Source organism: Marimonas lutisalis (assembly GCF_005434965.1).
Classification (GTDB): Bacteria; Pseudomonadota; Alphaproteobacteria; order Rhodobacterales; family Rhodobacteraceae; genus Marimonas_A; species Marimonas_A lutisalis.
On the sequence record NZ_SKCI01000001.1, the window covers coordinates 13634 to 29122 of the forward strand.

Below are 15489 nucleotides of genomic sequence, written 5' to 3' on the forward strand. Positions count from 1 at the left end.
GCGATGCCTCCGTCGCGCTTAACAAATTCGAAAGCCTAAACAAACAATGCTTAACGATTACCTGATTACGTGCTGTTCAAGCCCGAACGCTTTCCAACGGTGAAGAAGGTAATCAAGGACCTTGAAAAGGCCCGGACGGACAGGTAGCTTTTAGCCGCTTTCCGCGATGCAGTACGCCTCCCCAAACCGGTCATTGAACACGTCCGAACGTGCCAAAATCCATACCGGTCGTTCCCCGCGTGGACTTCAAACAGTCTGTAAGGTTTACTTGGCTTGAGGCGGGCAGGGGACTTTCATTGCATCCGGACATGACCAAATGCTCGCCTCTCGAGTTCTTCAAAAAAGCCCAGAAATCATCCGCTTGACGGTGGTGCTGTATGTTCGGTTTCCGCGGCCTTCTGCAAGAGCAGGCAGCGATTTGAGCCATGGAACCATGCGCTCCCGGTGGAGCAAGTTCCGGCGGATGTTTGCGTCCGAGAGCCGTCGGCGGCATGCCCAAGAAGCGCGCGCTTGTTGAGATACCTGCAGGCTCAGCGGCGCCGCGTGGCGTACCGGTAGATACGTAGCAGGTCTTCCTCGGAGATGTCGACGAAGGTGTCAATCTCGGCCAGCGCCGCGACGAAATCGGCGTGACTGATATCCGGATAACTCGCTACCTGCCCAGTTGTTTTGGTGGTCTTGGGCCTCAGCGGCAGGGGGTAGCGGCGCCAACCGAATGGCAGGTTGAAAAGCATGGCGAGCAGGATCATCGCCAACGCGCTGGTGCCGATGGGAAACAGAACGAGAATCAATCCATAACTTTCCCCGGCCGGTCCGAGGATGATCGGGATCAGGGAGGTGGCGCCGCCAGGAGGGTGGAGGCAGCGTAGGTAATGCATTGCGATAATTGCCAACCCCACGGCCAGGCCACTTGCCAGCGCGGTGTCGGCGACAAGCCGGTGAACCACAACTCCGATCAATGCCGACACCAGATGCCCACCGATCACGTTCCAAGGCTGCGACAAGAGGCTGTGTGGTGCCGCGAACAAGAGCACTGCGCTCGCACCCATCGACGCGATTAGCACAATATCGCCCTGCACCGACAATTCAGCCTGCAGAGTTAGCGTGAACACAACCAGGATCGCTAAGCCGCCGCCAATTCCAGCGATGATCCGCTCTTTGTGTGAGTTCACCAAGACGTCTTTTCCTTCGTTTTCCTTTGGGCGCGGGCGCCCGCGCACCCCAAGTATGCGTACCAGCAGAAATCGTCAGCGTTAGCGCAAAGCGCCACAGGTTTTCCCTATCAACCATCCTAGCGAAAGACTGCGGCATGTTCTAATCTCGTGGAACCAAACTGCGTTGATATCCCAGTCGAAGACCGGCTGAGCAGCCCGATCTGATTTGGGTCCTGTCTAACTAAACCGGCTTGAGACAGGTAGGACCGTTCAACCTCATTGAGGAACGAGCAACATGGGCCGAGACTCGTAAGAAAAAAGTGCGTTGTCGGATTCCATCGTGGAAACTCGCTTCATCCTCTCGAATAGTTCAGTTCACTTTTCGGCTTCTGCAACAAGCTTGGATACCCAACGTGCCGAGAGCCACGTCGTGGGGATTCCTAGCGGCATGGCCCCAAAAAGCGCCTTCATGGGTGGTATTGCAGGCAACCCTAGGGATTGTACCGCCAACCCAAGCATGAACAGGTTGACCGCGACCGCGGCGGAAACGAAAGGGTAAAGGAAAAGAAACAAACGGAAGCTTGCTCCACGGGCTCTTGTTTTTTTCATGCGGCTCTCCTGTCACACCGTGCACGGGCAAGAGATTTTGCTATGAGATCGGCAAGACCATGATACTTGATGAGAGGCGGAAGAACCGAACCTTCAAAGCCAGCTTCGCTCAGTGCCTCGGGAATATCCTGTGTGACATGGCCAGCCTCGGCCGCGAAGAAAGGCACGCAGATCGCTGGTTCTTCGATGCGGGCAACGTCCTTCAGATATGGCGGCTCCTCGATAAAGCCCAGGTTCACGCAACGTGGGTTCAGCTGACTTTTCAGGGTAGATGCAAATTGCCGAACGGCCTGACCGTTTTCCGGATGTCGCGGGCTGCCATGAGCCGCGAGGACAAGAGATGTCTCTCTTGCAGTCAGCTCTTTTGCGGAAAGGGTGTCCAGTAGCTTGTTTCGAACAAGTGCCGGTAGCTCTGGATCGCACCCCAGCGGCGCAAGTATCTTGCCGATACGGGGGCCAAGACGCTTTGGCAAACAGACATCCACGAACCAGCCGGGCGCCATGAAAAAGGGATAGACCAGTGGCCGCTCGAGCTCCGCTATTGCCTGTTCGACAGCGCCGGGTGCGGCAACCGTAGCGCCGCGTACGGTCCAGCCCGTAAGCGAGGCGGATACCAGTGTGGCCAGGTCCGTCAAGGCTGCTTCCTGTACGTCCGGTTCAGACGGGCTGCCATGGGCAACGATCAGGGCGTGATGTTCAGTGACTTGTGCCATCGGAAAACGTGACCTTGTTCCAGACGTTGTATTTGCCCGAGGGTTTACGCATTGGGAGGCGCGTAACCTCATCAAGGGTCTCCGCGTCATATACAATTACCGCGCCATCATCCTCCCATATTGAAACGAGGGCATGGCTACCGTCACGGTTGAACTCAATATGTGCCACGGTTTTTCCCGGTTCGGGATCCAGCGTGCGCACGATTTCGAGGCTATCCTTGTCGATGATGTGCATCTTGTCCTTGTTAGGTCCGAAAAAAACATCCGCCCATACGTATCGCGTGTTTTCGTGGCTGCGCAGGAAAAAGCCGGGACCCATCGTTTCAATCGTTTTCACCAGCGACCAGTCCTTGGTATCGATGACCGAAAGCCGCCCCTCGCGCAGGTGCGGTGTCGCCATCACCTGGCGGCCCCTGCTTTCCCAACTGATACCCGAGCCAAGATGCGGCATACCCGGCAATGGTAGCTCGGCGATCTCGCGTCCGACGATCAGATTCACCACCACGCCCTTGTCGCCGTTGCGGTTGGTGCCGATCAGGTTTCGGTAATCGGGAGTGAAGAAGAAGTCATCGAGCGGTTCGGCGACCTTGATCCGGCGGCGCGCAAACAGGCCTTCCTCAGCCGCAAGGGATTCCTCCATGCCCTTTTCATAGCTATGCACGAATCCCTCATGGAACGGCCCCGCATCTTCCGTTGTCGCGATCTCCCAGATCTCGGGTGCGTCCTTCAGCGCGAGGATGAAGCTTTTACGCTGTGGCGCCTGGTAGACGGCCGAAACGCGGCTTTCACGGCCGTCAACGGCGGTGACCGTCCTCACCTGGGCAACGGATAGATCGGCTGTCGACAGGAGCGTAAGCGTATGCGGCAGGTAATTCGCTACAGCCAGCCATTTTCCATCATGGCTCATCGCGATATTGCGCGCGTTCAATCCTGCACGAACGCGTCCGACCTCTTGCAGGGACCAGATGTCATATTTCTGCACCCAACCATCACGCGACATGACGAAAACGAAGCGTCCGTCGGGGGAAAACTTCGGACCACCATGCACGGCATAAGGCGTTGCAAAGCGGTCCAGCACTTCGAACGTATCACCGTCAAGGACACTGATATGGTGATCGCCGGTTTCCACGACCAGCGTAATGTTCATCGGATCACCACTGAAGACCGGGGCGTCTGCCGGAACGTAATCATCGCGCAGTTCTCGCGTGGCTTCGATTTCGGCCTCGTCCCAGTCGGGGATTTCGTCGAGCGATTGCGATATGTAGGCCGCGACGGCGGCGATTTCGTGTTCAGACAGCGTAGCGGAAAAGGCTGGCATCTGCGTCGCCACCCGACCGTTGGCGATGACCGCTTCAAGCTTTTCGCCGCGCAGGCGGCGAAGGGATTCGGGTATCAGGGCCGGCCCGGTTCCGCCCAGCCGGGTTTCAGAATGGCAGGAAGCGCAGAGATCGTTGTAGATCGTCTTCCCGTCTGGATCGGCGCAGGCCGGACCCGCTAGTGCAATGGCGATCGCTGCGAACCTAGAAAAAGCGGTGTGCCGGATCATGGCGTTTTCCTCGGAAGGGGGTCACTTTCAGGCGGTCGGTGAATTCCTCATCACCCAGCCCGATCTCGGCGTTCGAGAGATAACAGGCCGGATCCTCGGCCCAGGGGTCGCCCGAAACCTGCAGGGCGCGGATCCGGGTGTTACCGCCGCATACCTGTTTGAACGCGCAGGCGCCGCAGCGGCCCTTGAGGGGGCGGGGGCGCTGACGCAGGGTGGCCAGCATGGGATCCTCCCCGGTCCAGAGCGCCGAGAAAGGTGTCTGCTTGACGTTACCCACGGTGTAGTCTGACCAGTAGGTATCGGGGTGGACTTGGCCCAGCGGGTCGATATTGGCCACGCCCAGCCCCGAGGAGTTTCCGCCCCATGCCCCGAGGTGCTCTTCGACATGCGCCGCGCGCTTTTCGTCGAAATTGCGCTGCACCCATTTCAGGAAATAAACCGCATCGGCATCGTTGTTGCCGGTCACGATTTCCAGGGGTTCGTTCTCGGCCACGGCCACCCAGGCACGATCGATCAGGATGTCCATCGCCCGCCGAGTACGGGCGTGCTGGGTGTCGTCGCCGCGGTGCTTGTCTCCGCGCCCCGCGTAAACCAGGTGTGAAAGGTAGAACTTGTCGACCCCTTCGCTGTCGCACAGGTCCAGCATGTCTTCGAGCATGTGGGCATTGCCATCGGTGATGGTGAAGCGCAAGCCCACCTTCACACCGCGTTTCTTGCATTCGCGCACACCGTGGAGTGCAGCGGCATAGGCTCCGTCGACACCGCGAAACCAGTCGTTCTTGGCGCCGATGCCGTCGATCGAGATGCCGACATAGTCAAAGCCCAGTTCGGCCACGCGCTCGGCGGCGCTGTCCATGATCCTGGTGCCGTTTGTGGACAAGGCCAGATAGCGGAAGCCGAGCGCCTTGGCGTGGTCTGCCAATTCGAAGAAGTCCGGCCTCGACATCGGTTCGCCCCCCGAAAGGATGAGGGCAGGGATGCCGAACTCCTTCAGGTCCTGCATCACGCCCTTGACTTGGTCGGTCGACAGCTCGCCAGGGAAACTCACATCGGCCGAGGTGGTATAGCAGTGTCGGCAGCGCAGGTTGCAACGCCGTGTCAGGTTCCAGATCACAACCGGTTTCACCGGTCCGGAGCCGCGACGCTCGCGGATCGGTGTCGGTTCGACCAGTTCGCGCATATACTGGGTGAGGCGGAACATCAGGAAGCCTCCTTTCTGAGGCGCACACCGGTTTTTTTCAGGATGCGCGTGGAATAGAGAATGTCGCGGGTCCGGCAGGCCGGCCCGAGGATTTTTTCGATCTCGGCGCGATGGGATTCTACCTCGTCGCGGTTTGTGCCGTGGATCATCGCGAACAGGTTGTAGGGCCATTCCGGCAATGCGCGCGGACGCAGATAGCAATGGGACACGAAGTCGAGAGCGCCCACCTGCGCGCCAAGCGTCTCGGCTATTTCGTCGGCTACGTCCCAGACACTCATGCCGTTGGCGATCATGCCCAGCGCGTAGTGGTTCGGTGCCGCCGCGATGCGGCGAATGATGCCCTGTTCCTGCATCGCGCTGACCCGCGCGATCACCTCGGCCTCATCCAGGCCGATCCAGCTACCGACGACCGCGAAGGGACGAGGTGCAAGGGGAAGGCCACCTTGCGTGGCGGTCAGGATCTTTCGGTCTGTTGCGTCAATGCTCATGCCGGAACCCGGAAGCCGATGAAGAACTCTTTGAGTTTCGGAAAGCGCAGAACCGTGATCCCGGTTTCCTGCTCGATCCGGTCCGCCACCCTGGTGATTTCGCTTTCGCTTTCACAGGCCAGAACGAACCACATGTTCAGGCGGTGGACGCGTTCATAATTGTGGGCCACCTCATCATGCGCATTGACTAAAGTCAGGACCGTTTCGAACCGATCCCCGGGCACTTCCATTGCGCAAAGGCAAAACGCTCCGCCCATAGCCGCAGCATCGATGAAGGGACCGAACCGGGTGAGCGCTCCGATGCCGCGCAACCGCTCGATCCGGGTCAACACATCATCTTCGCTCAGGCCCATTTCCGTGCCGAGCATCGCATAGGGCGTTTGCGTGACCAAGATCCCGTCCTGAAGGCGGTTGATCAGCGCCCGGTCGATGTCATCCAGTGCATCCGGAGTGAGCGGGGTCCGTCGCATGTCAGGCCAACCTTTCTGGTCGGTGCTCGATCTGTGCGCCGGTTTGCTTGAAGCAGCGGGTCGAGAATAGGACCTGGTGCTCGGCGCGGGCCAGTTCCGGGAGCCTGGCTGCCTTTTCGAGAACGGCATGGGCATCGCGGCGCGATTGTGCGTGGATCATCGAAAAAAGGCTATAATGCCAGACCCCGGGTACGGTTTCGCGCTGATAGCATAGGGTGACACCTGGAACCTCGGCCAACTTCTCGCCCGCGGCGACGATTTGTTCTTCAGGAAGCTTCCAGACAACCATCGCGTTGGCACTCCACCCTACCGCACGATGACGCACGATGACGCCCATACGCGTGATCACTTTCGCATCACACAGCACTCGAATGCGCTCGATTAGGCTTGTCTCGTTCAGCCCCAGATCTTGGGCCAATGCCTTGAACGGGAGTGGTACCAGCGCCAACCCTCGAGAAAGCGCGTGAAGGATCGGGCGGTCGATTTCCCGGAGCACCGACAGATCCGCTTGCTGGTTGGAACGCGACCGCGCCGCGCCCCCTCGAAGAGAAAACCCGAGATCAATGTTGAACGGGCGCTTCAGACGCAGGTCGAGCACGCGCAAGCCGCTTTGGTTTTCGATCCGTGTGAGCGTTTCACTTAGTGTGGTCATATCAGGCGCCGTCGCGACGAACCAAAGGTTCCAGTCATGTTCGCGCAGGTAGGAATGATTCACACCTTCCTCGCAGCCAACCACCGTAGCAACCTCGTCGATACGTTCTTCGGGCACCGAAAGGGCTGCAAGGGTGGATGCCCCAGCCGTGTTCGGTCGGACAGTCGCACCTACCCGTGTTATCGCGCCCCCGTCTCTAAGCATTGCAAGTCGGCTTATGACTTCTTTCTCACTGATCCCGATTTGCCGCGCGATTTCGGCAAAAGGACGTGAAACCAGGGGGAAGCCGCGCTGGAAATCGTCGAGCAGCGATTGATCGGTGCTATGAAGGCGGTCCAGCATTCTCAAAGCCCTGGTTGATGGGCGCGCGCGGTGAAAAAGATACCCGAAGGCGCCTGCGCTTCGATTTCGCCCTTTTTTTCGAAACTGCGGGTGTCGTAGACGATCACCTTGTTATCGTCGCGTACGGATACCCAGACCTCGGCCCCACGCGGTGCGAATTCCATGTGCAGCACGGCCTTGCCCGGCTCCAGTGTCCTGACCACTTCGTGCGTGCGGCTGTCGACGATCTGGACCACGCCATTGCTCGGGGTAGCGAAATTTACCCAGACATAGGGCGAGGCCGGTTGCGCGATGATGAACACGGGCTGACCATGCATTGCCGTGCGACCCTTCTCCTGCAGCGTTTCGCGATCGACCCAAAGCAGTTCGTGCTGGCCCACGGCTGGCAAGACGAACTGCCCTCCGGTAAAAGCCCATCCCTGCAGGTGGGGCATCTTGTAGACAGGCATGTCCTCTTCCTTCTTGCCGTAGTCTTTCAGGAAGCGGACGGGTTTGGGGTTTTCTTCCCAGAGGTCGATCGCGGTGACGCCCTTTTCACCGAAAAGCCCGATCAGGTAGGTATGCGCGTCATCGGTGACCACCGCGTCGAACGGGTTGGCTCCGACGTGTCCCAAGTCCGTGATAACCGGGCCCTCGCCCGAGAAATCGCCCAGATAGGCATGTCCATTATCCCAAACCGCCCAGATAAAGCGGCGACCGGGCAGATCTGCTAGGCCTATGGTCTTGCCCTCGGCCGGAATGTCCGCCACCAGTGCGAGAGTTTCCGTATCGAAGACCTTCACGCCCCCCGGCTTGTAGTTCGACACGGCCACCAATTTGCCGTCGTCCGAAATGGCCCCGCCGATGGAGTTGCCCGCCTGGATGGTGCGCGCAACGATCGCGCGGTCCAGCAGGTCTACCTTGGTCAGCCCGCCGTCGCGGCCGAATACAAAAGCAAAACGTTCATCGGGTGAGTAGGTCAGAGAAGCATGGCTGAGATCGCCCAGGCCTTCAATTCGGGCAAGGGCAGCATGGTCCGAGCGATCGACCAGAAGAACCGAGCCGCTGGCCCGTTCCACGACCAATCCAAGATCGCCGGTGGCACAGCACGGACTGTCTGCGAACGCAGGCGCGGCACAAAGAGCGAGAGCGGCAAGGAAGTGTTTCATGGGTCCACCTTCAGAAGATAATCAGCAATCCAGAGCGCCTCTTCCTCCGTGAGAAGCGGACGCCACGGTGGCATCGCCGTCTCCGGCACGCCGTCCAGGATGATGAGGGCAAGCCCTTCTGGCTCTGCGTGGGACAGTGCGGCGGGAGTAAGCGGGCTCCCAAGGCCACCTTTGCGGGTCAACCCGTGACACGAGCCGCAGTCCTGGATCACCATGTGCTCCAGTTCGGTCGCGCGCGGGGCGGGTATTTCGGCCATGGCGGGCGCCGCGACGAGCGCAGCCAGCGTGGACATCATCGCGAACCTAGGCATAGTTCATCGCCTTTGCAGGCTGGAGCACGTCACACAAAGACACGACGCGCCCGATGATGAACAGAACCGGTGCCTCGGGGTGCGCGGTGGCGACGTCGGCTGCGACGGCGCCCAGCGTCGAGACGATGCGGGCTTCGCGGGGGGTCGTTGCCGCGGACACAGCCATGACCGGCGTGCTGGCCGGCAGTTTCCGGCGCATCAGTTCGAACGCGATTTCGGCGATGTTGGCGCCCCCCATGTAGACGACCAGAGTGGTGTCGGGGTCGGCCAGACTGTTCCAGTCGAGATCGAGCCGTGCATCGCGAGCGCGGTGGCCGGTTACGTAACGTACGCCGGTCGCCAGGCCGCGATGGGTAAGTGGCACGCCGGTCGAAGCCGCTGCACCTTGGGCTGATGTGATGCCCGGAACATATTCGAACGGCACCCCCGCGGCTGCCAGTTCGGCAGCTTCTTCGCTGCCCCGTCCGAAGATCAGTGGATCACCGCCTTTTAGGCGCACCACACGTTGGCCTTGCACGGCGAGCTGCGTCAGAAGCGCGTTGATGCCGTCTTGTGGCAGGGTGTGGTTGCCTGCTGCCTTGCCAACGTTGATCAGACGTGTGCCTTCGGGGATTAGGGCCATAATTTCAGGTGAGACCAGCCGGTCAAAAACCACCACATCGGCGCCTTGCAGAAGCCGCAGCGCCTTGACGGTGAGCAGGTCCGGGTCGCCGGGGCCTGCGCCGATGAGGAAGACTTTGCCGTGAGTTGTATCTTTCATCTTGATGCCTCGCAGGACTGATTGACGAGAGCGGAATGCGGACGGGGCGAGGGAGAGCCCCGTCCGCACGGGGCACATCAGTAGATGTCTTTCTGGGTGTTCAGGACGTTGAACTTGCCCGTGGGAGTAATCAGGCGTGGGTCCTTGATCACCTGCTTCAGCTCAAGCGTCTTGTCATCCACCACCACGATGGCCGATTCCTTGTCCTTCGCGTTCCAAACCGAGAACCACACTTCGGTGCCCTGTTTGTTGAACTCAGGCTGCACGACGCGTGGCTGACCGTCAGCGATACCGGCCCATTCGCCGATCGGCAGAACGGTGTATTCCGGGTCTTCGCCATCTTTCAGCGCGCTGATCTTGAACACGGCCACTGACGAGGACACCTCGGCATCCGGGTTCAGCGGTGCATCGACATAGAGATTGTCCGAGTTCGGGTGAGTCTTGATGAACAGCGATCCCCCTCCCAGCGCCTCGAAGGTGTCGACGATCTTCCATGCCTTGTCGGCATGACCCTCGGGGTCGGTGCCGATGAGGGCAACGCTTTCGTCGCCAAGGTGAGATGTCGCCCAGACCGGCCCCAGGTCGGGGTGAACGAAGTTTGCGCCCCGGCCGGGGTGCGGGGTCATCCCTTCAGTGTCGGTGATCGCGACAAGCTTGCCTTCCTTGGTATCGATCACGACCAGCTTGTTGCGCGCGTTCGCCGCGGTGATGAAATACCGGTGCGTGCTGTCCAGACCGCCATCGTGAAGGAAGCGTTCAGCCTCGATCTCGGTCGTCTTCAGGTTCTTCAGGTCGGTATAGTCGACCAGAAGGATCTTGCCGGTTTCCTTGACGTTGACGATGAACTCCGGGCGGTAGTGGCTCGACAGGATTGCCGCAACGCGTGGTTCGGGGTGGTACGACTGCTCGTCATAGATGTTCCCGCGCGTCGAAACGATCTTCTTCGGTTCGAGCGTGTCGCCATCCATGATCACGTATTGCGGCGGCCAGTAGGCGCCTGCGATGGCGTATTTGTCTTCCCAACCTTCCATCTTGGAGGTTTCGACAGAACGCGCCTCCATGCCGATCTTGATCTCGGCCACGGTCGCAGGCGTTTCCATCCAAAGGTCGATCATGTTCACGCGCGCATCGCGCCCGATCACGAAGAGATACCGGCCCGACGCTGAAATCCGGCTGATGTGCACGGCGTAGCCGGTCTTAAGTACGGCTCGGATTTCGTAGTTATTACCATCGATCAAGGCAATCTCGCCGGCGTCCCGGAGCGTCACCGACATCAGGTTCTCGATGTCTATGTCGTTCATCTTCTCTTTTGGGCGATCCTCGGGCGCAACGAGGACCTTCCAGCTCTCGCGCATGTCGGCCATGCCGAACTCGGGCGGCGCCGGCGGTTCGAGCAGCAGGTAGCGCGCCATCAGGTCGATGTCTTCTTCGGTCAACTCGCCCGAAGTACCCCAGTTTGGCATACCTGCAGGCGAGCCATAGGTGATGAAGCTGTGCAGGTAGTCATAGCCGTTTTCACGGGTGATGTCGGTGGTCAGCGGCTTGCCCGTGGCCCCTTTGCGCAGCACCCCATGGCAGCCGGCGCAGCGCTCGAAGTAAATCTTGGTGCCGCGCTGGAACTCGTCCTGCGTCATCACCGGGTCGCCTTCCTTGCGGCCGGGAATCTCAACCTGGATCTGGCCCAGCGTTGTCATCGACGGCTCATAGGCGGCCGCAGGGCCATCCGCATGTTCCTTGGGTTTCTCCTGGGCCGCGATCGGCTGTGCGATCAGGGCCAGTGCAATCGCGGCGCTGGACATCAGCACGCGTCTTGCAGGGGTGAGTCGAAGTGTCATCAGTTTCTCTCCGTTGAGCTGGTGAGGCCTGACACGATGATCGCGACTCGAGCCGCGCGACGCCTTGACTATTGTTAAGGATTGTCAGCGGACCCCGCGGCAAGCTCGGCCGAAACAACTGGCGAGCCTGTGGCAATGCGCGCTATTCTCAAATTTTTTGTCATCATGGCCGGGCTCTGGGTCGCGGCGCTGCCATCCCGGCCGGTTGCGCAGCAGGAAATACCGATGGACGGCGGCCCTTACGTTCCAAGACAGGAGGTGGCTGCCACGCTCATGAAGACATCCCCGCCAGTGCAGGTCACGCGCCAGAGCGAGGGGGTTCCCGGCTGGCAAATCGCAAAGGATGGCGTCGTTCTCGGGTATATCGGCTCGACCTGGGAAATCGCCAATTCGCTCGGTTATTCCGGCCGCCCGCTCGAGGTGTTGGTTGGCATCGATACCGAAGGAAGCATAAGTGCGGCAAAGCTCGTTCGTCACAACGAGCCGGTTCTGACCCTAGGCATTTCTGACGAAGACATCGCCGCCTATGTCGGCGGCTTTGCCGGGCACGATCTCAAACAGTCGTTCGGGACAAATAAAAACTCCCTGCCAGATGTGATCAGCCGCGCCACGGTGTCCACTGGGGTGATACGCGATGGCATTCTGCGCACCGCGCGCACCTTGGCTGCGGCGCGCGGCGTGATCGCGGCCAAGGCGGGGATCGACCGAGTCAGTTTTGAACCGATGGATTGGTCTGCTCTGCTTGAAGCCGGGGCTCTGACGCAGGCACACACCAGCATGAGCGAGGCCTCACGGGCTTTTGCAGGGGCCAAGGTGCCGGTGACTGCAGGTGAGGGTGATTTCCTGCGGGTCTGGGCGGGGCTCGTGGATACCCCGACCGTCGGTCAGAATCTCTTGGGGCAGCAGGCGTTCACCGGCGCCGTCGGCAATCTCGGCCACGGTGAATCGGCGTTGCTTGTTGTCAGTCGCGGGCTCTATTCCCACCGGGGTACCGAGTGGCGGCGCAGTGGCACCTTCGAGCGCATCGCCATCATTCAGAACGACACGCCCTGGCACCCGACCGCTGAAAGCTATCACATGATAAGGCGCTTGCGGATCGACGGGGCGCCGGACGTAAAAGAAATCAGCCTCTTCCGGCTGCCCGCCACGATCGATCCTCTTGAGCCTTTCCGCATTGAAGTGGTCGCTACCCGGCCTTCAGATCAGGGCGATCTGAGCATGACCTTAGGCGTCGATTACCGACTGCCCGATGCCTTCCGCACCTTGCCGCCGCCATACGATGTTCCGCTGTGGCAGATCAACTGGCGGGAAAAGCGACTCGCGGTCGTTTTCGTGGCGACAATGCTGGCCGTGCTGTGGCTGATTTTCTTTGCCCAGGAATGGATCGTGCGCCGGCCCCGGCTTTGGCGCGGTATGCGGCTTTCATTCCTGACCATGACACTGTTTGTATTGGGCTGGGGACTCAATGCACAGTTGTCTGTGGTGCAGGTCGTGGCCTTCATCCATTCGCTCCTCGGTGGCTTCCGTTGGGAGACCTTCCTGATCGAGCCTCTGATTTTCCTGCTCTGGGGGTTTGTGGCACTGGGGCTGCTTTTCTGGGGTCGCGGCGTCTATTGCGGATGGTTGTGCCCGTTCGGTGCGTTGCAGGAGTTGCTCAATGCCCTCGCTGTCCGGCTGGGGATCAAGCAGGTCGCGGTGCCACGCGCCCTGCATGAACGGCTATGGGTGCTGAAATACACGGCCTTCGTAGCCATTCTCGCGCTCAGCTTCTACTCGATGCATGACGCGCTGGTCCTGGCCGAGGTCGAACCCTTCAAGACCGCGATCTCTCTCAGGATGATGCGGGCCTGGCCGTTCATCCTTTTCGTTCTGGCGCTTCTGGCGGCCGGTCTTTTTGTAGAGCGTTTCCACTGCCGCTATCTCTGCCCATTGGGGGCGGGCCTTGCCATTCCGGCCAAGCTCAAGATTTTCGACTGGCTTCACCGCCGCCCGCAATGCGGACGTGAGTGCCGGATGTGCGAAACCAAATGCACCGTCGGTGCGATCGACGAAGTCGGCCGGATAAACCCCAACGAATGCGTCTTGTGCCTGCGATGCCAGGTCATCATGCTGGATGGCACGCAATGCCCCATCCTGAAGCGACGCGCCCGAGCGCAACAGAATACGGAGGCAGCCAAATGACCGGAATGCAGCGCCTGTTTACGGCCGGCTACCGAGTTTTCTTTCTCGCGGCCGGTCTTTTTGCGGTGTTCGCTATGATCGTTTGGGAGAGCTGGCTTGCCATCCATGCCGCGGGTGGGATGGTTTCCGACATGCCGTTTTCGATGGCGCCCCATCTGTGGCACGCGCATGAGCTGATCTTCGGCTACGCGGCTGCAGCGATTGCCGGGTTCCTGATGACAGCGGCCCCTTCCTGGGTGGGTGGAGAGAACGCCAAGACGAAGTTCTTTGTGCTTGCAGCCGGCATCTGGCTGGCAGGGCGGCTGGCGATCTGGTTCTCGGCCAGTCTTCCGTCGCTGTTGGTCATGATGATTGACCTGGCCTTTGTGCCAGTGATCGGCACCAAGGTGCTTTTGCTTCTTTTGAAACGGCCAAAACCCCGGCAAATGATATTTTTGGCCGTGCTGGTAATCTTCTTTTCAACCAACCTGATGGTGCACCTCGAATGGGTGGGGGCCACCGGCGACACCGCCAATGGTGGTCTGCGTGGTGGGCTTCTGACGCTGACAGCACTGATCATGATCCTTGGGGGGCGCGTGACCCCGGCCTTCACGCGCAATGCCATGCGGCAAACCGGGCGTGAAACGGGCTTGCCCGAAGACACCATGCCGCTGGCAGTGGTTTCCATCGTCGGGGCGCTGATCTTGCCGCTGATGGCGACCGCCGGACTGCAAGGGGCCGTTTTCGGGATCGTCGCACTCTTGGCAGGGCTGGCTGGCCTGGTGAGGCTTTCCCGGTGGCGCACGCGCTGGACATTCTCGCAGCCCATCCTCTGGTCGCTGCATCTGGGCTATGGGTTCAACGCGGCGGGCCTTGTCGCTCTTGGTCTTTCCGCCCTGGACCGGGGGTCCGAAGTCGCCGCTCTGCATATTCTTGGCGTTGGAGCCGTCGGTAGCATGACACTGGCCGTGATGTCCCGAGCTGCGCTTGGGCATTCCGGGCGGCCCCTGATCGCACCATGGCCCGTCGCACTTGGCTATGCCGCGCTGCCACTGGCGGCACTTGCCCGTTTCGCCGGATCCGAATGGCCTGAGCTTTATTACTGGGGGGTTCTGACCTCCGGCGCGCTCTGGATACTGGCTTTCGCGCTCTACGTGGTCGAACTGTGGCCGGTATTCACGGGTCCTCGGCTTTCCAAAAGCAAGGAGTCGGTCTGATGCTTACACGTCGTCGATTTCTCACCATCACCGCCGCCTCCGCAGTCTGTCGAGCAAGTGCCACGCGCGCGCACTGGCAGGGCCGCGCCCTGGGCGCCGATGTAACCCTGCGCTTGGGCGGCGCGGCCGATCCGGTAGGCCGCACCTGGCGCAAGGTCGCGCGCACCCTCGCGCAGGTCGAAGATCATTTTTCGCTTCATATTGACTCCGAGCTTGCGCGCCTAAATGCCCATGGCCGGCTTGCCTGGCCCTCGGATGATATGCGCGCGCTGATAAACCTTTCAAACACCTTGCACGGTGCAACGAACGGCGCCTTCGACCCCACGGTTCAACCTCTCTGGCGGGCTATTTCTCGCGGTCAAGATCCCGGGCCTGCCCGCCTCGGTACTGGGTGGGAAAAGGTGCTCTTCTCGGACCGGGAAATCGTTCTGCAACCTGGCATGGCGCTGACCTTCAACGGAATCGCGCAGGGCCTTGCCGCCGACAAACTGGCGGCGCTTTTGCGTGGCGAGGGCTTTGACGATGTGTTGATCGATGCGGGCGAGATCCAGGCCCTGGGGCGCCACGGGGCGGACGATTGGCAGGCCGGCATCGCCACGCCGCAAGGCCGGATTTTGCGCCGTGTTGCGTTGCGCGATCGTGCCCTGGCGACTTCGTCCCCGATGGGAACACGCATCGGGCTTGGCCAACCGCACATCCTGCATCCCGATGGCCGGCCCCCGCTCTGGCAGACCGTCTCGGTCTCGGCGCCCTCGGCAGCCTTGGCCGATGCACTTTCGACTGCGTTCTGCCTGATGCCGCGCGCAGAGATCGACGCCACGCTGGCTCGTTTTCCGGGGGTCCGGATGGAGTATCTGGGCTGATCGCGCGGAAATCCGGGAGG

Annotated in this window: 15 protein-coding genes; 3 read left to right on the forward strand and 12 right to left on the reverse strand. The window is 60.5% G+C overall.

The window, feature by feature from the left end:
- Positions 1-530 precede the first annotated feature (530 nt).
- From E0501_RS00065 to E0501_RS00120, 12 genes are all read right to left on the reverse strand, one after another.
- The gene (locus E0501_RS00065) at positions 531-1172 is read right to left on the reverse strand and encodes an HPP family protein (protein ID WP_235857777.1); all 642 of its coding nucleotides are present in this window, start codon (positions 1170-1172) and stop codon (positions 531-533) included.
- Positions 1173-1529: 357 nt separating this feature from the next.
- Complete coding sequence (locus E0501_RS00070; protein ID WP_137699328.1) at positions 1530-1763, reverse strand: hypothetical protein; 234 nt, start codon at positions 1761-1763, stop codon at positions 1530-1532.
- Positions 1760-2476: a CbiX/SirB N-terminal domain-containing protein gene (locus E0501_RS00075; RefSeq protein ID WP_137699329.1), complete on the reverse strand. Its 717-nt coding sequence runs from the start codon at positions 2474-2476 to the stop codon at positions 1760-1762. Before E0501_RS00075 ends, E0501_RS00070 begins: the two co-directional genes overlap by 4 nt.
- Positions 2460-4022, reverse strand: coding sequence for a nitrite reductase (locus E0501_RS00080; RefSeq protein ID WP_137699330.1), 1563 nt, complete (start codon positions 4020-4022; stop codon positions 2460-2462). Before E0501_RS00080 ends, E0501_RS00075 begins: the two co-directional genes overlap by 17 nt.
- Positions 3997-5223: a heme d1 biosynthesis radical SAM protein NirJ gene (nirJ, locus tag E0501_RS00085; RefSeq protein WP_137699331.1), complete on the reverse strand. Its 1227-nt coding sequence runs from the start codon at positions 5221-5223 to the stop codon at positions 3997-3999. The genes E0501_RS00080 and nirJ overlap by 26 nt, the downstream gene beginning before the upstream one ends.
- Positions 5223-5711, reverse strand: a complete 489-nt coding sequence (gene ahbB, locus E0501_RS00090) for a siroheme decarboxylase subunit beta (RefSeq protein ID WP_137699332.1) — start codon at positions 5709-5711, stop codon at positions 5223-5225. Before ahbB (E0501_RS00090) ends, nirJ begins: the two co-directional genes overlap by 1 nt.
- Entirely contained in the window at positions 5708-6181 is a 474-nt protein-coding gene (locus tag E0501_RS00095) for an Lrp/AsnC family transcriptional regulator (protein WP_137699333.1), read from the reverse strand. Before E0501_RS00095 ends, ahbB (E0501_RS00090) begins: the two co-directional genes overlap by 4 nt.
- 1 nt (position 6182) lies before the next feature.
- Entirely contained in the window at positions 6183-7175 is a 993-nt protein-coding gene (gene ahbB / locus E0501_RS00100; protein ID WP_137699334.1) for a siroheme decarboxylase subunit beta, read from the reverse strand.
- A gap of 2 nt (positions 7176-7177) precedes the next feature.
- Complete coding sequence (locus E0501_RS00105; protein ID WP_137699335.1) at positions 7178-8323, reverse strand: cytochrome D1 domain-containing protein; 1146 nt, start codon at positions 8321-8323, stop codon at positions 7178-7180.
- Positions 8320-8634: a c-type cytochrome gene (locus E0501_RS00110; protein ID WP_235857709.1), complete on the reverse strand. Its 315-nt coding sequence runs from the start codon at positions 8632-8634 to the stop codon at positions 8320-8322. Before E0501_RS00110 ends, E0501_RS00105 begins: the two co-directional genes overlap by 4 nt.
- Positions 8627-9394 (reverse strand): uroporphyrinogen-III C-methyltransferase, encoded by a 768-nt coding sequence (cobA, locus tag E0501_RS00115; protein WP_137699337.1) that lies wholly within the window; start codon positions 9392-9394, stop codon positions 8627-8629. Before cobA ends, E0501_RS00110 begins: the two co-directional genes overlap by 8 nt.
- Before the next feature lie 77 nt (positions 9395-9471).
- Positions 9472-11229 (reverse strand): nitrite reductase, encoded by a 1758-nt coding sequence (locus E0501_RS00120; protein WP_137699338.1) that lies wholly within the window; start codon positions 11227-11229, stop codon positions 9472-9474.
- A gap of 165 nt (positions 11230-11394) precedes the next feature.
- Here E0501_RS00120 and E0501_RS00125 point away from each other — a divergent pair, with 165 nt between their 5' ends.
- The 3 genes from E0501_RS00125 to E0501_RS00135 are packed head-to-tail and all read left to right on the forward strand — an operon-like array spanning position 11395 to position 15469.
- Complete coding sequence (locus tag E0501_RS00125; RefSeq protein ID WP_137700788.1) at positions 11395-13410, forward strand: NosR/NirI family protein; 2016 nt, start codon at positions 11395-11397, stop codon at positions 13408-13410.
- A complete protein-coding gene (locus E0501_RS00130; protein WP_137699339.1) occupies positions 13407-14606 on the forward strand; it encodes an NnrS family protein in 1200 nt (399 codons plus the stop codon). Before E0501_RS00125 ends, E0501_RS00130 begins: the two co-directional genes overlap by 4 nt.
- A complete protein-coding gene (locus E0501_RS00135) occupies positions 14555-15469 on the forward strand; it encodes an FAD:protein FMN transferase (protein WP_235857710.1) in 915 nt (304 codons plus the stop codon). The genes E0501_RS00130 and E0501_RS00135 overlap by 52 nt, the downstream gene beginning before the upstream one ends.
- Positions 15470-15489 lie beyond the last annotated feature (20 nt).